Annotated in this window: 23 protein-coding genes; 22 read left to right on the top strand and 1 reads right to left on the bottom strand. The window is 45.1% G+C overall.

Features of this window, described 5'->3' with window-relative positions; genetic code table 11:
* The first annotated feature begins 4 nt into the window (after positions 1 to 4).
* From F9802_RS19570 to F9802_RS06930, 8 genes are all read left to right on the top strand, one after another.
* Complete coding sequence (locus tag F9802_RS19570; RefSeq protein WP_191991796.1) at positions 5 to 151, top strand: hypothetical protein; 147 nt, start codon at positions 5 to 7, stop codon at positions 149 to 151.
* 136 nt (positions 152 to 287) lie between these two features.
* Positions 288 to 1571 carry a transcription termination factor Rho gene (rho, locus tag F9802_RS06960; protein WP_152150446.1) on the top strand — a complete coding sequence of 428 codons (1284 nt, stop codon included), beginning with the start codon at positions 288 to 290 and terminating at the stop codon, positions 1569 to 1571.
* 136 nt (positions 1572 to 1707) lie between these two features.
* Positions 1708 to 1914 carry a 50S ribosomal protein L31 gene (gene rpmE / locus F9802_RS06955; RefSeq protein WP_152150445.1) on the top strand — a complete coding sequence of 69 codons (207 nt, stop codon included), beginning with the start codon at positions 1708 to 1710 and terminating at the stop codon, positions 1912 to 1914.
* A 104-nt stretch (positions 1915 to 2018) separates the two neighbouring features.
* Positions 2019 to 2660, top strand: a complete 642-nt coding sequence (locus F9802_RS06950; protein WP_152150444.1) for a thymidine kinase — start codon at positions 2019 to 2021, stop codon at positions 2658 to 2660.
* A gap of 90 nt (positions 2661 to 2750) precedes the next feature.
* Positions 2751 to 3821: a peptide chain release factor 1 gene (prfA, locus tag F9802_RS06945; protein ID WP_152150443.1), complete on the top strand. Its 1071-nt coding sequence runs from the start codon at positions 2751 to 2753 to the stop codon at positions 3819 to 3821.
* A gap of 2 nt (positions 3822 to 3823) precedes the next feature.
* Positions 3824 to 4681 (top strand): peptide chain release factor N(5)-glutamine methyltransferase, encoded by an 858-nt coding sequence (gene prmC, locus F9802_RS06940; RefSeq protein WP_152150442.1) that lies wholly within the window; start codon positions 3824 to 3826, stop codon positions 4679 to 4681.
* A gap of 59 nt (positions 4682 to 4740) precedes the next feature.
* The gene (spoIIR, locus tag F9802_RS06935; protein ID WP_152150441.1) at positions 4741 to 5502 is read left to right on the top strand and encodes a stage II sporulation protein R; all 762 of its coding nucleotides are present in this window, start codon (positions 4741 to 4743) and stop codon (positions 5500 to 5502) included.
* A gap of 250 nt (positions 5503 to 5752) precedes the next feature.
* A complete protein-coding gene (locus F9802_RS06930; RefSeq protein WP_191991795.1) occupies positions 5753 to 6805 on the top strand; it encodes an L-threonylcarbamoyladenylate synthase in 1053 nt (350 codons plus the stop codon).
* Positions 6806 to 7039: 234 nt separating this feature from the next.
* On the opposite strand, the gene F9802_RS06925 is transcribed toward F9802_RS06930, so the two are convergent.
* A complete protein-coding gene (locus F9802_RS06925) occupies positions 7040 to 7819 on the bottom strand; it encodes a DUF3891 family protein (RefSeq protein WP_152150439.1) in 780 nt (259 codons plus the stop codon).
* Between the two features lie 211 nt (positions 7820 to 8030).
* Here F9802_RS06925 and F9802_RS06920 point away from each other — a divergent pair, with 211 nt between their 5' ends.
* The 14 genes from F9802_RS06920 (at position 8031) to F9802_RS06855 (ending at position 17439) form a co-directional block, all read left to right on the top strand.
* A complete protein-coding gene (locus F9802_RS06920) occupies positions 8031 to 8582 on the top strand; it encodes a manganese efflux pump MntP (RefSeq protein WP_152150438.1) in 552 nt (183 codons plus the stop codon).
* Between the two features lie 90 nt (positions 8583 to 8672).
* On the top strand, positions 8673 to 9098 hold the full coding sequence (locus F9802_RS06915) for a low molecular weight protein arginine phosphatase (protein ID WP_152150437.1): 426 nt from the start codon (positions 8673 to 8675) through the stop codon (positions 9096 to 9098).
* A 103-nt stretch (positions 9099 to 9201) separates the two neighbouring features.
* Entirely contained in the window at positions 9202 to 9642 is a 441-nt protein-coding gene (gene rpiB, locus F9802_RS06910) for a ribose 5-phosphate isomerase B (RefSeq protein ID WP_152150436.1), read from the top strand.
* 19 nt (positions 9643 to 9661) lie between these two features.
* On the top strand, positions 9662 to 10234 hold the full coding sequence (locus tag F9802_RS06905) for a TIGR01440 family protein (RefSeq protein ID WP_152150665.1): 573 nt from the start codon (positions 9662 to 9664) through the stop codon (positions 10232 to 10234).
* 175 nt (positions 10235 to 10409) lie between these two features.
* On the top strand, positions 10410 to 11645 hold the full coding sequence (gene glyA / locus F9802_RS06900; protein ID WP_152150435.1) for a serine hydroxymethyltransferase: 1236 nt from the start codon (positions 10410 to 10412) through the stop codon (positions 11643 to 11645).
* 218 nt (positions 11646 to 11863) lie between these two features.
* Entirely contained in the window at positions 11864 to 12493 is a 630-nt protein-coding gene (upp, locus tag F9802_RS06895) for a uracil phosphoribosyltransferase (RefSeq protein WP_152150434.1), read from the top strand.
* A 21-nt stretch (positions 12494 to 12514) separates the two neighbouring features.
* Complete coding sequence (wecB, locus tag F9802_RS06890) at positions 12515 to 13654, top strand: non-hydrolyzing UDP-N-acetylglucosamine 2-epimerase (RefSeq protein WP_152150433.1); 1140 nt, start codon at positions 12515 to 12517, stop codon at positions 13652 to 13654.
* A gap of 592 nt (positions 13655 to 14246) precedes the next feature.
* Entirely contained in the window at positions 14247 to 14465 is a 219-nt protein-coding gene (locus tag F9802_RS06885) for an AtpZ/AtpI family protein (protein ID WP_225435216.1), read from the top strand.
* Positions 14466 to 14471: 6 nt separating this feature from the next.
* On the top strand, positions 14472 to 14861 hold the full coding sequence (locus F9802_RS06880; protein WP_152150432.1) for an ATP synthase subunit I: 390 nt from the start codon (positions 14472 to 14474) through the stop codon (positions 14859 to 14861).
* A gap of 6 nt (positions 14862 to 14867) precedes the next feature.
* The gene (atpB, locus tag F9802_RS06875) at positions 14868 to 15593 is read left to right on the top strand and encodes a F0F1 ATP synthase subunit A (protein ID WP_191991794.1); all 726 of its coding nucleotides are present in this window, start codon (positions 14868 to 14870) and stop codon (positions 15591 to 15593) included.
* Between the two features lie 80 nt (positions 15594 to 15673).
* Positions 15674 to 15886, top strand: coding sequence for a F0F1 ATP synthase subunit C (atpE, locus tag F9802_RS06870; protein ID WP_053368380.1), 213 nt, complete (start codon positions 15674 to 15676; stop codon positions 15884 to 15886).
* Between the two features lie 193 nt (positions 15887 to 16079).
* On the top strand, positions 16080 to 16598 hold the full coding sequence (gene atpF, locus F9802_RS06865) for a F0F1 ATP synthase subunit B (protein WP_152150431.1): 519 nt from the start codon (positions 16080 to 16082) through the stop codon (positions 16596 to 16598).
* Positions 16595 to 17134: a F0F1 ATP synthase subunit delta gene (locus F9802_RS06860; protein ID WP_152150430.1), complete on the top strand. Its 540-nt coding sequence runs from the start codon at positions 16595 to 16597 to the stop codon at positions 17132 to 17134. Before atpF ends, F9802_RS06860 begins: the two co-directional genes overlap by 4 nt.
* 86 nt (positions 17135 to 17220) lie before the next feature.
* Entirely contained in the window at positions 17221 to 17439 is a 219-nt protein-coding gene (locus tag F9802_RS06855; RefSeq protein WP_152150429.1) for a hypothetical protein, read from the top strand.
* The last annotated feature ends 5 nt before the right edge of the window (positions 17440 to 17444 follow it).

Raw genomic sequence — 17444 nt, 5'->3', positions numbered from 1 at the left:
TGTTTTGGGGCGACAAGCATATGACAGGCTGGCGAAATGGCGCTTTTCAGCCATGCAGTCAGACTGGCATATGACCTCGAGCCCCAAGGAGGCGAAGCTGGACAATAGAAAAGCGGAAGCGCCTGTCCAGCCGCGACAAGCAAATGGCTGACAGCGAGGAGGCAGTATTCCAGGCCGCCACAGCTGACAGACATTTGACCTCGAGTCCCAAGGAGACGGGATCAGCAAAAAAAGAATGCCTCACCCTATCCAAATAGGGGAGAATTAAATAAAAGTGTGGTGCCGAAATGGAAGAACTGACTATTGCATATTTAGAAAGTCTAAAGCTGAAAGAACTTTATGAACTCGCGCGTACATATAAGATTTCTTATTACAGCAAGTTGACGAAAAAAGAATTGATTTTTGCTATTTTGAAAGCGCGTGCGGAAGAACAAGGTTTCTTTTTCATGGAAGGTGTGCTGGAAATTATTCAGTCAGAAGGGTTTGGCTTTTTAAGACCAATCAATTACTCGCCAAGCTCCGAAGATATTTATATTTCTGCTTCACAAATCCGCCGTTTTGATTTAAGAAATGGTGATAAAGTATCGGGTAAAGTACGTCCTCCGAAAGAAAATGAGCGTTACTATGGCCTTCTGCACGTTGAAGCGGTCAACGGCGATGATCCTGAATCCGCTAAAGAACGTGTACACTTTCCCGCATTAACTCCTTTATATCCTGACCGCCAAATTATGCTTGAAACGAATCCGAAAAATCTTTCCACGAGAATCATGGATTTAATTGCGCCTGTCGGTTTTGGTCAGCGCGGATTAATCGTGGCTCCGCCAAAAGCGGGGAAAACAATGCTGTTAAAAGAAATTGCCAATTCCATTACCGCCAATCATCCGGAATCCGAACTCATTGTGTTGTTAATTGATGAGCGCCCAGAGGAAGTAACGGATATTGAGCGTTCGGTTCAGGCGGAAGTCATCAGCTCTACATTTGATGAAGTGCCGGAAAACCATATTAAAGTGGCTGAGCTTGTGCTGGAGCGGGCAATGCGCCTCGTGGAACATAAGCGCGATGTCATTATTTTAATGGACAGCATTACGCGGCTGGCCCGGGCTTACAACCTTGTGATTCCGCCAAGCGGGCGTACATTGTCCGGGGGGATTGACCCGGCTGCATTCCACCGTCCGAAGCGCTTTTTCGGTGCGGCCCGTAACATTGAAGAAGGCGGCAGCTTGACGATTCTCGCAACTGCCCTCGTTGATACAGGCTCGCGCATGGATGACGTCATTTATGAAGAATTTAAAGGGACAGGCAATATGGAGCTTCATCTCGACCGCTCGCTTGCCGAGCGCCGCATATTCCCAGCTATTGATATTAAGCGTTCCGGCACACGCAAAGAAGAGCTGCTCATCGAAAAAGGACAGCTTGATATGATTTGGTCCATCCGCAAAACGATGTCCGATTCGCCGGATCTCGCCGAGAAATTCCTGCGCCGTTTGCGGCAAACGAAAACGAACGCAGAATTTATTGATCAGCTCGTGGCAGAAATAAAAACAGGTGGTTCATCCAAACGAATTTTATAATTCGCATTTGATTTTTGGAACAACCCTTGTTATAATAATGTAAGTATGCTTAGCCTTTAAGTACGGAGCAACATAGCCGTACTTCGTATAGACAACTCTGTTTCAGAATGATTCAGGGCGGAAGGAGATGACAAGAATGAAAACAGGTATTCATCCAGGTTACAAAAAAGCAATGGTGAAATGTGCATGCGGCAACGAGTTTACAACTGGTTCCGTTAACGAGGAAATTCGTGTAGAGGTTTGCTCTGAATGCCACCCATTCTATACTGGCCGTCAAAAATTCGCTGATGCTGGCGGACGTGTTGATCGTTTCAACAAAAAATACGGCATGAAGAATAACTAATTTAAAAATGAGAAACAGGCAAGGAGTTATAAATAACTGCTTGCCTGTTTTTTGCCTTTTTAAGGGCTGAAGGTGTAAAGGAATTTGGAAAGTGAGGCTTTTTCATGTATGTGATGAAACAAACTGGATGGATGGAAGTCATTTGCGGCAGCATGTTTTCCGGAAAATCAGAAGAACTCATCCGCCGCGTCAGGCGCGCGCAGTTTGCTAAACAAAATATTATGGTGTTTAAGCCAAAGATCGATAGCCGCTACAGTGAAAAATCAGTCGTTTCCCACAACGGTTCGTCTTTTATTGCTGTGCCTGTCGAAGGATCGGCCGCCATCTTAGCAGCTGTCACTTCTGATGTCGACATTGTCGCGATTGACGAAGCGCAGTTTTTTGATGATGGCATTATTCAAGCGGCTCAAACGCTGGCAGATCGCGGTCATCGCGTTATTTTAGCGGGACTTGACCAAGACTTCCGCGGAGAGCCGTTCGGCCCGATGCCGGCTTTAATGGCAGCCGCTGAACTCGTTACGAAGCTGCAGGCTGTTTGTGCGGTCTGCGGGTCACCGGCCAGCCGGACGCAGCGTTTAATTGACGGCGAGCCCGCGGGTTATGACGATCCGATTATTTTAGTCGGGGCAGCGGAAAGCTACGAATCGCGCTGCCGCCATCACCATGAAGTGCCGCGGAACTCCGTTCACAAGCAAAAAGCGGCTGCAGAAAAAACTAATAAAAAACGAAACCCTTTTTCACAATAGCTGAAAAAGGTTTTTTCTTGTCCCGCCGTTGTACTCGATTTTTCTGTATATTATAATAGTAACATTATGGACGAAATTTGAGGTGAAGTCATGTTTGACCGTTTACAGGCGGTAGAAGACCGCTACGAAAAGTTAAATGAACTGTTAAGTGATCCGGAGATTGTGAATAACCCGGGCAAGTTAAGGGATTACTCAAAAGAGCAGTCCGACATTCAAGATACAGTGCTCGTGTACCGTGAATATAAAGAGTCGAAGGAGCAATACGAAGAGGCTAAAGAGATGCTTGAAGAAAAGCTTGACGCCGACATGCGTGAAATGGTCAAAGAAGAAATGGGTGAGCTGGAAGAAAAGCTGGAACAATTAGAAGATCAATTAAAAATTCTTTTGATCCCGAAAGACCCGAATGACGACAAAAACGTTATTATGGAAATCCGCGGGGCGGCAGGCGGAGATGAAGCAGCTTTGTTTGCCGGCGACTTATACCGCATGTACAGCCGCTATGCAGAAGCGCAAGGCTGGAAAACAGAAGTGATTGAAGCTCATTCGACCGGCCTTGGCGGTTATAAAGAAATTATCTTTATGATTAATGGGAAAGGCGCTTTTTCTAAAATGAAATATGAAAACGGTGCTCACCGCGTACAGCGTGTACCTGAAACTGAATCAGGCGGACGCATTCACACATCGACATCTACGGTGGCATGTCTGCCTGAAGCGGAAGATGTGGAAGTCGATATTCATGAAAAAGATATTCGTGTCGATACATTTGCATCAAGCGGTCCGGGCGGGCAGAGCGTCAACACGACAATGTCAGCCGTCCGTTTAACACACGTGCCGACTGGTACAGTCGTTTCCTGCCAGGACGAAAAGTCACAAATTAAAAACAAAGAAAAAGCGATGAAAGTTCTTCGTGCCCGCGTGTACGATAAGTTCCAGCAAGAGGCGCAGGCGGAATACGATGCCCAGAGAAAATCAGCTGTCGGTTCCGGCGACCGCTCTGAACGGATCCGTACGTATAACTTCCCGCAAAACCGTGTGACTGACCACCGCATCGGTTTAACGATTCAAAAGCTCGATCAAATTTTAGAAGGCAAGCTTGATGAAGTGCTGGATGCGTTAATTATGGAAGAACAGTCTTCCAAGCTTGAGAATTTGCAGGATTAAATATGTCACGAAAAATATATGAGGCCCTCCGGTGGGCTTCTTCTTTTTTAATGGAGCATAAGCGGGATGCGAATGCGGGAGAGCTGCTGCTGCAGCATGCCGTTTGTATGCAGAGGTCACAGCTTTTAGCGAGTATGCAGCAAGAGTTAACGGAAGAGCAGGAAACTCACTTTATCACAATGGTCGAACAACACGCAGCAGGTGTCCCGGTACAGCATATGATTGGGAAGGAACAATTTTATGGACGAAGCTTTTTCGTGAACGGTGATGTGCTTATTCCCCGGCCGGAAACAGAAGAGCTAGTTTGGCACACGCTGGAAATGGCAAAAAAACGGTTGGCAGCCGCCGATCAAATGGTCATGGCGGATATTGGTACGGGCAGCGGAGCGATCGCCATTACAATGAAGCTCGAATGGCCGGAACTGATGGTCTATGCATCTGATGTTTCTGAAAAAGCACTGCAAACGGCGAAACTTAACAGTGAAGCACTGCAGGCAGATGTCCATTTTATACACGGAGATTTGCTTGCTCCTTTCATTGAAAAAAACATGAAGCTCGATCTTCTTTTATCCAATCCGCCATACATCCCCTTGGCCGACAAAAAAGATTTGTCACCGGTTGTTGCCGATCATGAACCGGAACTTGCGCTTTATGGCGGAGAAGATGGCCTTGATTTATATCGGAGGTTCAGTGAACAGCTGCCCGAGGTGCTGAATCCCGGCGCGTTTGTTGGCTTCGAAGTGGGAGCGGGACAAGGAAAAGCGGTGGCTGAACTTTTACAACAAGCCTTTCCACAAGCTTTAATTGACGTAAAAAATGACATCAACGGCAAAGATCGAATGGTCTTTATGGAAATTTAATAGTTTCATTGTTTAAGTTTTTCTTTTCTGGACAGACTGTTTGTCAGGAGGGGAAAACAATGAATAAATTAATTGCAGGCATTTATTTACTTATACTATCCATTGGTACAATTGCAAGTTTATATATACCGAGCCAGGCGGCGGAACCAGAAGAAACGATTGTCATTCCAAAAGAGGCGATCAGGCTGCGAATTCTTGCAAACAGCGATCATGCCGCAGACCAGGCGTTGAAAAGAAAAATCAGAGACGATGTGAATGCGGAAATTACAAACTGGGTGTCCGACTTGGAGTCGCTGCCGGAAGCCCGCCGCCTCTTGAAGAGCAAGCTGCCGGAAATTCAGCAAATTGCTTTGGAACGAGCGGCAAAAGAAGGAGCGACAAGTGACATTAGAGTAAAGTTTGACAAAGCGAAATTTCCAACGAAGCTGTACGGACAATTTTTATACCCAGCCGGTGAATATGAGGCCATCGTCATCACCATTGGAGAAGGAAAAGGTGCTAATTGGTGGTGTGTATTGTACCCGCCACTCTGCTTTCTTGATTTTTCAAACGGAACAGCTATCGGTCCCGGTGTAGAAGAAAACAGTCAGCCGGATGAAACGAAAGAATCTGTTTATGCAGAAGAAAATAGCCAGCCGGATGAAATGAAAGAACCTGTTTATGAGGAAGAAAACAGCCAGCCGGGTGAAACGAAAGAGCCTGTTTACGCAGAAGAAAACAGCCAGCTGGACGAAATCAAAGAGCCGGTTTATGCAGAAGGAAAACCGCAAGTCCCGGAAGTAAAGTTCGCTATTTTGGAGTTATTTAAACGAGGAGATTAAAAAATCGACGAATTTCCCTAAAAGTTATAAACATGTTATTCACCGTTTGTGGATGAAGCGGGAATTCAGTCATTATTCAGAAATTTATCCACAACTGTCCACAGGTTTATGCACAAGTTGAAATTTATTATGCACAGAATGTGGATAAAATCACTAAAATTGTGAATATCATTCAACTAATCTCTAGTTTTTCTGAAAAAAATGTAGAAATTACGCACTGAATTAAAGAAATGAAAAATAGGTGAGTGAAATGCAGACAAAGTATTGGCATGTGGATAACCGTGTGGATGTGTTAAAAACATATCCACAAGTAAAAGAAGCAGCTGATTTATTAAAGAAAAATGAAGTCGTAGCCTTTCCGACCGAAACAGTGTACGGTCTTGGCGGAAATGCTTTATCCGATGAAGCGGCCGCCAAAATATTCGCGGCGAAAGGCCGGCCGGCGGATAACCCGTTAATTATCCACCTTGCTTCGAAACAGCAAGCAGCGGATGTGGCGGTGAATATATCGGAAACAGCAGAAAAGCTCATGCAAGCGTTTTGGCCGGGTCCGCTGACCATTATTTTGGCAAAGCAGCCGAACAAACTGTCTGACATCGTTACTGCCGGATTGGAAACTGTAGCCGTCCGCATGCCCGATCATCCGGTTGCGCTTGCCGTTATTCAAGCAGCCGGCTTGCCCATTGCTGCTCCGAGCGCCAACCGCTCCGGCAAACCGAGTCCTACTTCTGCTAAGCACGTGCAAGATGACCTTGATGGAAGAATTGCCGGAATTGTGGATGGCGGCGAAACCGGGGTGGGAGTGGAATCAACGGTGGTGGATTGTACAGGTGAAATTCCCGTTATTTTACGCCCGGGCGGCATTACGAAAGAAGAAATCGAAGCAGCCGTGGGTGAAACAGCGATCGATGCGGCGCTGACAGATACGCAAAAACAACCGAAATCACCAGGTATGAAATACACTCACTATGCTCCGGATGCACCTGTCTATTTGATGGAAGGAAGCAAGGAGTGGATTCAGTCGCAAGTAAATAGGGAACGTCAACAAGGAAAGAAAGTCGGCCTGTTAACAACGGAAGAAAATCTTTCTTTCTATGAAGCGGATGTTATCTTGCCATGCGGCAGCCGAAAAGACTTGAAAACAGTCGCTCATTCTCTATATGATGTGTTGCGAGCTTTTAATGAAACAGATGTAGATATCATTTATTCTGAAACCTTTTCAACAGAGGGTGTAGGCTTAGCTATTATGAACCGGCTGGAAAAAGCGGCCGGCCACCGCTGGATTCGCGAAACAAGTAAATAGCAGAAGATCATAAGAATTCCGGAAGCTGCCATCCTGCGGCGTCCGGAATTTTTTTATTGTTTGAGAAGCTATAAAATACTTGCATTGTGGATAATTTTTCTCAAGGAGCAGGTCTGCTTCCAGTTCCAGTGCCTAGCCCTCCGAGGTCGAATAACCTTTCCCCAATGAAGCCAAAGGGCGGACTTCTTTGGGGAAGAACATTTGCTGGTCGGGGCTGGACAGGCGCTTCCGCATTTATTCTTTATTTTTTTCATCGACCAAGTAAAGGACCATTTCATTAAGTGGAGCTTCTTTATAGCTCTCAAGTAACCCTTTGGACGCGGTGGTGTCTTTCTGTATGACTTTTTGTTTTAGTGTGACAGCTACCTGATTTTCAAAAGGAAAAGCTTCGATAGCAATCGTATTTTTATTTCTCCAGTGCAGTTGGAGTTTATCTTGTCGGAATGTGTGCAAAGCAGAAGAAAGCGGTATTCCATCACGGAAAAATGGGAGCTCTTCTTCCTTTTTAGCACCAGGTTCATTCAGGCAAATATATAATGACAGATGATCGCCGAACTGTAGCAGCCCACAATGAAAATGAAGCAACAATCGATCGGTTATTTCCAAAGAGTGAATGAGCTTCTCTTGCCGTTCTTTTTCCTGCGCCACAAAGACCTTTGCCTCGTTAGCAGCCTCGTTTTTGAGGAAGCCTGTATAATACATGCTGCATAAAAGAGCGGCATAAGGATCATTTTTCTCCACTTCATCAATCCCGTTTTTGTAAAGTACGATTTTTGCCAGTACAGGAAAGTCAAGAAATGTATACGGCTTTTGTTTTGTATCATTCCAAAACGGCTCTTTGTCGAATGGTTTCCAGCCACAGTCATGCATAGAGATAGCGTATTGGACAGAATTTCTGAATTCTTTGCCAATGAACAGGGAATCTTTCCAATGGGTCATAATGCTGCCAGAAACTTGTGCATGATGATCCTGTTCAATCATGATAAATTCATTTTCACGTTCTCTCACAATCATGGAAGGTCACCCTTTCGCCTTTTGATACTTGGTCAAATTGTATGTATATGATATATATTTATTCCCCGATTGATTGTTTATAATCACAGATTCGAAGAGAAATAGGTTTGCTAGAGCCAGCTCTCTTTTTTTATTTAAGATTTCAGTCTAAAAGAAACTATTGAAAGCTTCCTGCATATGTTGAAAAGAGGCACGTCCAACGAGGAAGGGAATGAAGATAAAAATGGGTGAGATTGTCACTTTGAGCATGCTCGCTTTAGCTTTAGGAATGGACGCCTTTTCGGCAAGCTTAGGAATCGGGCTGGCGCCAATTAGACTAAAAAGAATTTTTTATATAGGACTAGTTGTTGGCAGCTTTCATATTATTCTGCCGCTATTTGGTATGCTTGCCGGCCGATTTGTTACAGAGACATTTGGAACAATTGCGGCTTTTATCGGTGGTATGCTTCTAATTATAGCTGGCGGCCAAATGATCATCGCTTTTTTTCAACAGAAGGAAGAAGAACGAAGCATACCTTCCGGCTGGAAGTTATTTTTATTTTCATTAACTGTCAGCCTCGACAGCTTTTCAGTCGGACTAACTCTCGGCATTTATGGTGTAAGAGCTTTTCTCGCCATGCTATTATTCGGCAGCATTGCAGCGGGGTTAACGTGGGGCGGATTATTGCTCGGCAAAAAAGCGAACAACTGGCTTGGAACGTATAGTGAAGCTTTCGGCGGCTGCATTTTGCTTACATTCGGGTTGAAACTTCTTTTTCTTTAAGTGGAAAAATATATAGAGCTTTTTACTCTCTTTTTTAAAAAATCTCTTATAATAGAAGAAAGAGTAAATTTAGTTGGAGGGAGAAAAAGGTTGAAAATATTATTCGTATGTACAGGGAATACTTGCAGAAGTCCAATGGCAGAAGCGATTTTGAAGCATAAAAAGCAAGAATGGGAAGTTCAGTCTGCGGGTATTTTTGCAGCTGACGGCAGTCCGGCAGCTTCGCATTCCGTTCAAGTGTTACAAGAAAATAAAATTGCGATTCAGCATATTTCCCAAGGGATAACGCCTGATCTAGTGGAGTGGGCGGATGTTATTTTTACGATGACGAACAGCCACAAGCAAGCTCTTCTTTCTTCTTTCCCTAAATGTTCTGAGAAAATATGGCCGTTGAGGGAATTTATTCATGAACAGCAAGAAGATGTAGCCGATCCGTACGGAGGGTCAATCGATGACTACCGGCGCACGTATGCTGAACTGGATGAATTGATTGCTTTATTACTAAAGAAATTGTAACGGTGATCATTCCATTCCGGCTATGGGCGACTTCCTCTTTTCATTTGCTCCCGCCTATGACAAAATAAAAGAAAATCGGCTAAGCCAAAAGGAGATTACTGACATGAAGATTGCGATTGCTTCCGATCATGGGGGAGTGAACATCCGAAAAGAATTGAAGCGCCTGATGGATGAGCTTGGCTTGGAATATGAAGATTTTGGCTGCGAATGCGGCACATCTGTTGACTATCCGGACTATGCCATACTAGTAGCTGAAAAAGTAGCGAGTGGAGAATTTGACCGGGGTATTTTAGTGTGTGGTACCGGCATCGGTATGAGTATTGCAGCCAACAAAGTAAAGGGTATTCGCTGTGCACTCGTGCATGACTTGTTTAGCGCAAAAGCGACTAGGGAACATAATGACAGCAACATGCTTGCAATGGGGGAACGGGTCATCGGTCCCGGGCTTGCCCGTGAGATTGCTAAAGTGTGGCTGACAACTGATTTTGAAGGCGGCCGTCACGAAAACCGTCTCGGTAAAATTAAAGCATACGAAGAAAACTAAAACGGAGGGATGAGCTTTGTTGCAGCTAAAAGATTGGGAACAGCAGCTCAGTTGTACGTTGGATGAATTTCAGCAGCAGGCCCGTCTCCAAAAGGGCCAGACGGTTGTTATCGGCTGCTCTACTTCAGAAATCGCCGGTGAAAAAATCGGCACAGCAGGTACGCTGGACATTGCTGAAATGGTGTACCGGCAATTAAAAACATTTGCGAATGATCATGGGCTGCATCTTGCGTTTCAATGCTGCGAGCACTTGAACCGCGCGCTCGTCGTGGATCGTGATCTGGCACAAAAGATGCAGCTCGAAGAAGTGTCTGTCGTGCCGGTTCGGCAGGCGGGCGGCTCGATGGCTGCTTACGCGTTTAATCAAAATGACAACAGCGCAGTCGTAGAGTTTATTAAAGCCGACGCGGGTATCGATATCGGCGATACATTCATCGGCATGCACTTAAAACATGTAGCCGTCCCGTTGCGAACGAGCGTAAAAGAAGTGGGACATGCGCACGTTACGATGGCTGTAACGCGTCCGAAACTGATCGGCGGCGCCAGGGCTGTTTATGAAAAAACGAATATAAATGAAAGCTGCACTAGTTAATGTTAAGATATAGCCGTTTTTCAATTATGGAATTCGGCTATTTTTTATGAAAAGATCGGAACTTCTATTAATTTCATTTGAAACAAGCTGAAAACATGATAGAATATAAGAGAATTTTTAAAATTAGCAATACATAAAGACATAAATGATTCACACATTCGAAAGGGGATTGAACATGAGCATTCTTAAAGATCAAGATTCAGCTGTTTTTCAAGCCATTCAAGACGAATTAAAACGCCAGCAGACAAAAATTGAATTGATCGCTTCTGAGAACTTTGTCAGTGAAGCAGTGATGGAAGCACAAGGATCTGTTTTAACGAATAAATATGCAGAAGGCTACCCAGGCAAGCGTTATTACGGCGGCTGTGAACATGTGGATGTCGTTGAAGATCTTGCCCGCGACCGCGCAAAAGAAATTTTCGGAGGCGAGCATGTGAACGTGCAGCCGCACTCAGGCGCTCAAGCGAACATGGCTGTTTACTTTACTGTATTGGAGCAAGGTGACACTGTTCTTGGTATGAACTTGTCCCACGGCGGCCATTTAACTCACGGCAGCCCGGTCAACTTCAGCGGCGTGCAATACAATTTCATCGAATACGGCGTGGATAAAGAAAACCAACGGATCGATTATGACGATGTCCGTCAAAAGGCAATCGAAAACAAACCAAAAATGATCGTAGCAGGAGCGAGCGCGTATCCGCGTGAAATCGACTTCGCTAAATTCCGTGAAATCGCGGATGAAGTCGGTGCTTACTTAATGGTTGATATGGCGCACATTGCAGGTCTCGTAGCAGCCGGCCTTCACCAAAATCCGGTCCCTTACGCTGATTTCGTGACAACAACGACTCACAAAACATTGCGTGGTCCGCGCGGCGGCATGATCATTTGTAAAGAAGAGTTTGGCAAGAAAATCGACAAATCCATTTTCCCTGGTATTCAAGGCGGCCCGCTTATGCATGTCATCGCTGCAAAAGCTGTTGCCTTTGGCGAAGCACTTGATAGCAGCTTTAAAACGTACGCGCAAACAGTCATCGACAATGCGAAGCGTTTAGGCGAAGGATTGACAAAAGAAGGCATTACCCTCGTATCAGGCGGAACAGATAACCACTTACTGCTAATTGACTTGCAATCGCTTGACTTAACAGGAAAAGTAGCAGAAAAAGTGCTTGATGATATCGGTATCACAGTCAACAAAAACACGATTCCATTCGACCCGCAAAGCCCATTTGTAACAAGTGGTATCCGCATTGGAACAGCAGCGGTCACATCCCGCGGCTTTGATTTGGCAGCGATGGATGAAGTAGCTGTAATCATGGCAGAAGCACTGAAAAACCATGAAGATGAGGCGAAGCTGAAAGAACTTAGCCAGCGTGCAGCTGACTTAACAGCAAAATATCCTTTATACAGCTAAACCCTTTGCTCGGCGGAAGGAATCTTTCTTCCCCGGGCGTTTTTTCGTTTTCTTATTTGTTCTTCTCCCACTTTTTATGTAAAATTAAAAGGAAGCTTGCTGAAAGAAGCTGAAAAATGGCTGCACGAGCAGCTTATTTTTTTGCCGCTTAGATGTGATACGCGTAATGAAAGCTTTCATGAAACGACATGAGATTTTAACATAAGGGAGCGATGATTTTGGGAAAAGTATATGTATTCGATCACCCATTAATCCAGCATAAGTTGACAATTATTCGTGATAAAGAAACAGGAACGAAAGAATTCCGTGAGTTGGTAGATGAAGTAGCTACATTGATGGCGTTTGAAATTACCCGCGATATGCCTCTGCAAGATGTGCAGGTGCAGACGCCGGTATGCGAAGCAAATGCAAAAACACTTGCTGGTAAAAAGCTCGGCGTCGTTCCGATTTTACGAGCGGGGATCGGCATGGTTGACGGCATTTTAAATTTGATTCCGGCCGCTAAAGTAGGCCATGTGGGTTTATACCGCGATCCGGAAACATTGACGCCTGTTGAATATTATGTGAAACTTCCATCGGACGTAGAAGAGCGCGATTTTATCGTAGTGGACCCGATGCTTGCTACCGGGGGATCAGCTGTAGAAGCGATTCATTCACTGAAAAAGCGCGGAGCTACAAGCATCAAATTCATGTGCCTCGTCGCTGCCCCTGAAGGTGTGGAAGTGATGAAAGAAATTCACCCGGATGTAGACATTTATATCGCTGCTTTAGATGAAAAGCTGAATGAAAAAGGCTACATTGTGCCAGGGCTTGGCGATGCAGGCGACCGCTTGTTCGGAACAAAATAATTAGAAGTAGGTGCAGACAAGATGAACCGCCCGATTAAAGTAATGACAATTTTTGGAACGCGCCCTGAAGCCATTAAAATGGCTCCGCTCGTTCTGGAACTGCAGAAGCATCCTGAACAATTTGAATCAATTGTGACTGTAACGGCACAGCACCGGCAAATGCTCGATCAAGTGCTGGAAATTTTCAAAGTCACTCCTGATTTCGATTTAAACATGATGAAAGATCGCCAGACATTAATCGATGTGACGACGCGCGGACTGGAAGGGCTTGACGGAGTGATGAAAGAAGTCAAACCGGACATCGTTCTTGTTCACGGTGATACAGCGACAACATTTATTGCTAGCCTCGCTGCTTTCTACAATCAAATTGCCGTTGGCCACGTAGAAGCGGGACTGCGGACGTGGAATAAATATTCACCGTTTCCGGAAGAAATGAACCGCCAGTTAACAGGGATAATCGCCGACCTTCACTTTTCGCCTACAGACGAAGCAGAGGCGAACTTACTTAATGAAGGAAAAAAAGCAGAAACAATTTTCGTAACCGGAAATACAGCGATCGATGCCTTGAAGACGACCGTGAAAGACAGCTACAGCCATGAAGTGCTCGACCGCATCGGCAGCGACCGTCTCGTGCTGATGACTGCACACCGCCGTGAAAACCTTGGCGAGCCGATGCGCAGCATGTTCCGTGCGATTAAACGGTTAGTTGAAGAAAACGACGACATTCAAGTTGTGTATCCAATGCACATGAATCCGGTTGTCCGCGAAATTGCTGATGAAATACTCGGTAGTGACCCGCGCATACACCTAATTGAGCCGCTTGATGTCATCGATTTCCATAACTTCGCCGCGAGAGCTCATTTAATTTTAACGGATTCCGGCGGCGTACAAGAAGAAGCACCTTCCCTCGGCGTCCCGGTTCTTGTCCTCCGCGACACGACTGAACGTCCGGAAGGAATTAAAGCGGGCACATTAAAGCTCGCTGGTGTGGATGAAGAAACAATTTACAAGCTCGCGACGGAACTGCTGACTGACAAAACAGAATATGAAAAGATGTCTAAAGCGTCCAATCCGTACGGCGATGGAGAAGCATCCCGGCGAATTTGCGAAGCGATCCGTTATTATTTCGAAGCCACGAACGAAAAGCCAGACCGGTTCTAATGCCAAAAAGCGATCTCAAACAAAGTTTGAGATCGTTTTTTTATGTGCAAACTGATGAAGAGGGGAGGGGGCTTTATGCACTGATTTCTGGAAATTCTGCACAGCTATTAAGGGATTCTGAACGAGAATCACCGAAAGGTGCATAGCAAACCGGCTTATGCACCAGCCGCAAGGTGTTGTGTGCAAGTTAACTGAATTTCTGCACACTCACGCCTGGTTTGTGCACGAGAAACTCCGGGATACGCACAACACCACCTGAGGGGAGCTCCTTTTTTGTCTGTTTTTGATGAAGAGGGGAGGGGGCTGTCGCTTGCGCTTAGTCACAATTTGTCGAACGCCCCAACATTTTGTGAAAAAGGAAGTGAAATGAACAGCTTATCTGTGCTCATAATAAGAGAATCTTATAGCAAGACAAAAATTTTGATCAATTTGTGAAATGTGTGTTACAATTTCTGATGTTTTTCTTTGTACACGTTGACATTGAAATACCCCTATTGTATGCTTACAAAGGGTAAGGAGCAATACAATATTGACAGGGTGTAAACGCTTTTTTTTTGAGGTAAAACCCGCGGTGGAGCAGGAGTGTTTTCAGATGAAAAGCCGTAAAAATGCGTTTAAGGCGATGTCTTTATACAGTGCGATTTTGGCACAGCTGACAGGATCGATCTTAATCGGGATCTTTGCCGGGCGCTGGCTTGACGAAAAATGGAACACCGAACCACTTTGTTTAATCGTCGGACTGCTCTTAGGAATAACTGTGGGCATTTTTTCTATGCTCCGTACAGTCAGCCACTTCAATTCGGAGGATTAATCAATTATGGGGGAACTCCAGCACTCGCTTTCTAGACATCGAAAGTACATATTCTTTTTGCTCGCCATCTTTGTTTTCTGCTGGGGAATTACGCCTTATAAGGCGATTTTCGGCGGCCTCATCCTTGGAACAGCTATCAGCTTTTTCAACCACTGGTTAATGGTGAAACGGATGCACCGTTTCAACACTGCACTTGATCGCGGCAAGAAAGTTCAGTCGCTTGGCACCATGTCACGTATGGCATCGGCCGGCGTCGCTGCCATCATTGCCCTTCGCTATCCGGAGCATTTCAACATTATCAGTACAGTTTTGGGATTAATGGCATCTTACATTGTCATTATGATAGATTTTTTTATTCATTTTTTAATAAAGAGAAAAACCGGGGAAGAGAGGTGAAAACAGTTGCATCACAAAAATCCAACGATTGATTGGGAAGTATTTGACGGTTTTACATTAACTTTCAACTTAGCGAATATGCTTATGATCACTATTGCCAGCCTTATTGTGTTTTTAATTGCAGTTATTTCTACAAGAAAACTGGCGATGAAGCCTACTGGGCTGCAGAACTTTTTTGAGTGGATCATGGATTTTGTGAAAGGTATCGTCAAAAGCAACATGGACTGGAAAACAGGAGGCCGTTTCCACGTTCTCGGACTCACGTTATTTCTTTATATCGCGGTGTCCAACTTTATAGGCTTGCCATTTTCGGTTGTCGTTGATGACTATCTATGGTGGAAATCGCCGACAGCAGATCCAGTCATTACTTTAACACTTGCAGTCATGGTTGTCGCATTATCGCATTATTACGCAATCAAAATGAAAGGCTTTAAAGAGTACGGAAAGGACTATTTCCGTCCAATGGGATTCTTATTCCCGTTGAAGATTGTGGAGGAATTCGCCAACACACTCACTCTTGGTCTTCGTCTTTACGGTAACATCTTTGCCGGTGAAATCCTACTTGGATTGCTGGCAGGAAGTCTCGCTACAGGAGTCGGCGGACACTTAGCCGCAGTCATCCCAACATTGGCGTGGCAAGGATTCTCCGTGTTTGTCGGTGGGATTCAGGCATTTATCTTCACTATGTTAACGATGGTTTATTTGGCTCACAAAGTGAACCAGGACCATTAAAATATACCCCGTTCATTTAATGGACAAACCTATTTTTAAACAAATACATTATTCATACATTAAAAGGAGGAAATTTTAAAATGGGTCTTTTAGCAGCAGCAATCGCAATCGGTTTAGCCGCACTTGGTGCAGGTATCGGTAACGGTCTTATCGTATCAAAAACAGTTGAAGGTATCGCTCGTCAACCAGAAGCACGTGGTATGCTTCAAACAACAATGTTCATCGGGGTAGCATTAGTAGAGGCGATTCCTATCATCGCCGTTGTTATCGCGTTCATGGTACAAGGACAATAATTTTAGAAAAGCGGAAGGCGCTAGCGCCTGCAGCTAGACATATCAGGGATTTTTGGTCCAATGGCGAAGATCATTCCAAGCGAACCTTCGCCATTGCTTTATGTTCGAAGATTAACAAGCAAAGCCATTCTTTTTATATAGGCTCTTCCCGAAAAGGGGAGGGGTGGAAACTCTTGAAAGGAGTGAAGTGGGCGTGTTAGCAAACGCATTTGTACTTGGAGCGTCAGCCGGCTTTAACGGCGGGGACATTTTGTTCCAATTAATCATGTTCATCATTTTACTAGCACTGATCAAGAAATTTGCCTGGGGCCCTCTTATGGGAATGATGCAGCAGCGTGAAGACCATATTGCCTCAGAAATTGAAGCGGCAGAAAAAAGCCGGATCGAAGCTAATAAATTATTAGAAGAAACTCGTGCAGAGTTAAAAGCATCTCGTCAAGAAGCTCAAGGAATTATTGAGAACGCCAAGAAAATTGGCGATAACCAGAAAACAGAAATCATTGCTGCCGCTCGTGCAGAAGCTGAACGCTTGAAAGAGTCTGCTAAGATGGAAATCGAACAGCAGACAGAACAAGCAATGGCAGCCCTTCGCGAGCAAGTCGCTTCCTTATCTGTTTTGATTGCTTCTAAAGTAATTGAAAAAGATTTGAGCGCAGCAGATCAAGAAAAATTAATTAACGAGTATATCCAAGAGGCAGGGGAAGAGCGATGAGTAACTCCGCAGTGGCGAAACGCTATGCGCTAGCTCTTTTAGAAATTGCCAAAGAACATCAGCAGCTCCAACTGATTGAAGAAGAACTGCGTGTAGTAAAAACAGTTTTCCAAGAAAACAAAGAATTGCTTCTTTTGCTTGAATCACCAAAGCTAACGATTCAAGAGAAAAAAGAATTGTTGAAGTCCGCTTTTTCCGAAGCTTCAACGTATGTAGTCAACACATTAATGATTTTAACCGAGCGTCATCGTGAAGAATACATTACAGATGTGGCGGATGCTTACATAGAGTTAGCAAACGCAGAGCGCGGAATTGCCGATGCTACAGTTGAATCGGTCCGTCCTTTGACAGAAGCGGAAACCACACAAATCTCTGCCCAGTTCGCCGGCAAAGTCGGCAAACAGGCTTTAAGAATCACAAATATCGTCGACCCTGCTTTGCTCGGCGGCTTGAAAGTCCGCATCGGCAACCGCATCTTTGACGGCAGCCTGCGCGGCAAGCTGAATCGTTTAGAAAAGCAGCTCGTAGCTAAGTAAAGAAAAGCGGAAGCGGCCGTACAGACTCGGCAGGCATAAGACGGACCGCCGAAGTGGCGCTTTTTGCCACACAGGCGTGCCGGCTTATGACCGAGAGTCTGGCCGCTGCAGCTGGACAAAAGAAAAGCGGAGCCGACTGCTCTGGAGCGACAATCATAAGACAAGCTGGTGAAGTGGCGTTCTTCAGCCACACAGCCAGATTGGCTTATGACCTCGAGCTCCAAGGAGGCGAAGCTGGACAAAAGAAAAGCGGAAGCGTCTGCATGGACGCCTTCCATTCGAATACAACTATTACTAATATATGAGGGGT

Source organism: Bacillus aerolatus, assembly GCF_009183655.1.
In the GTDB taxonomy this organism is placed as follows: Bacteria; Bacillota; Bacilli; order Bacillales; family Domibacillaceae; genus Pseudobacillus; species Pseudobacillus aerolatus.
Note: the sequence above shows the minus strand (reverse complement) of the source record. Positions and strands in the feature narration are given on the sequence as shown.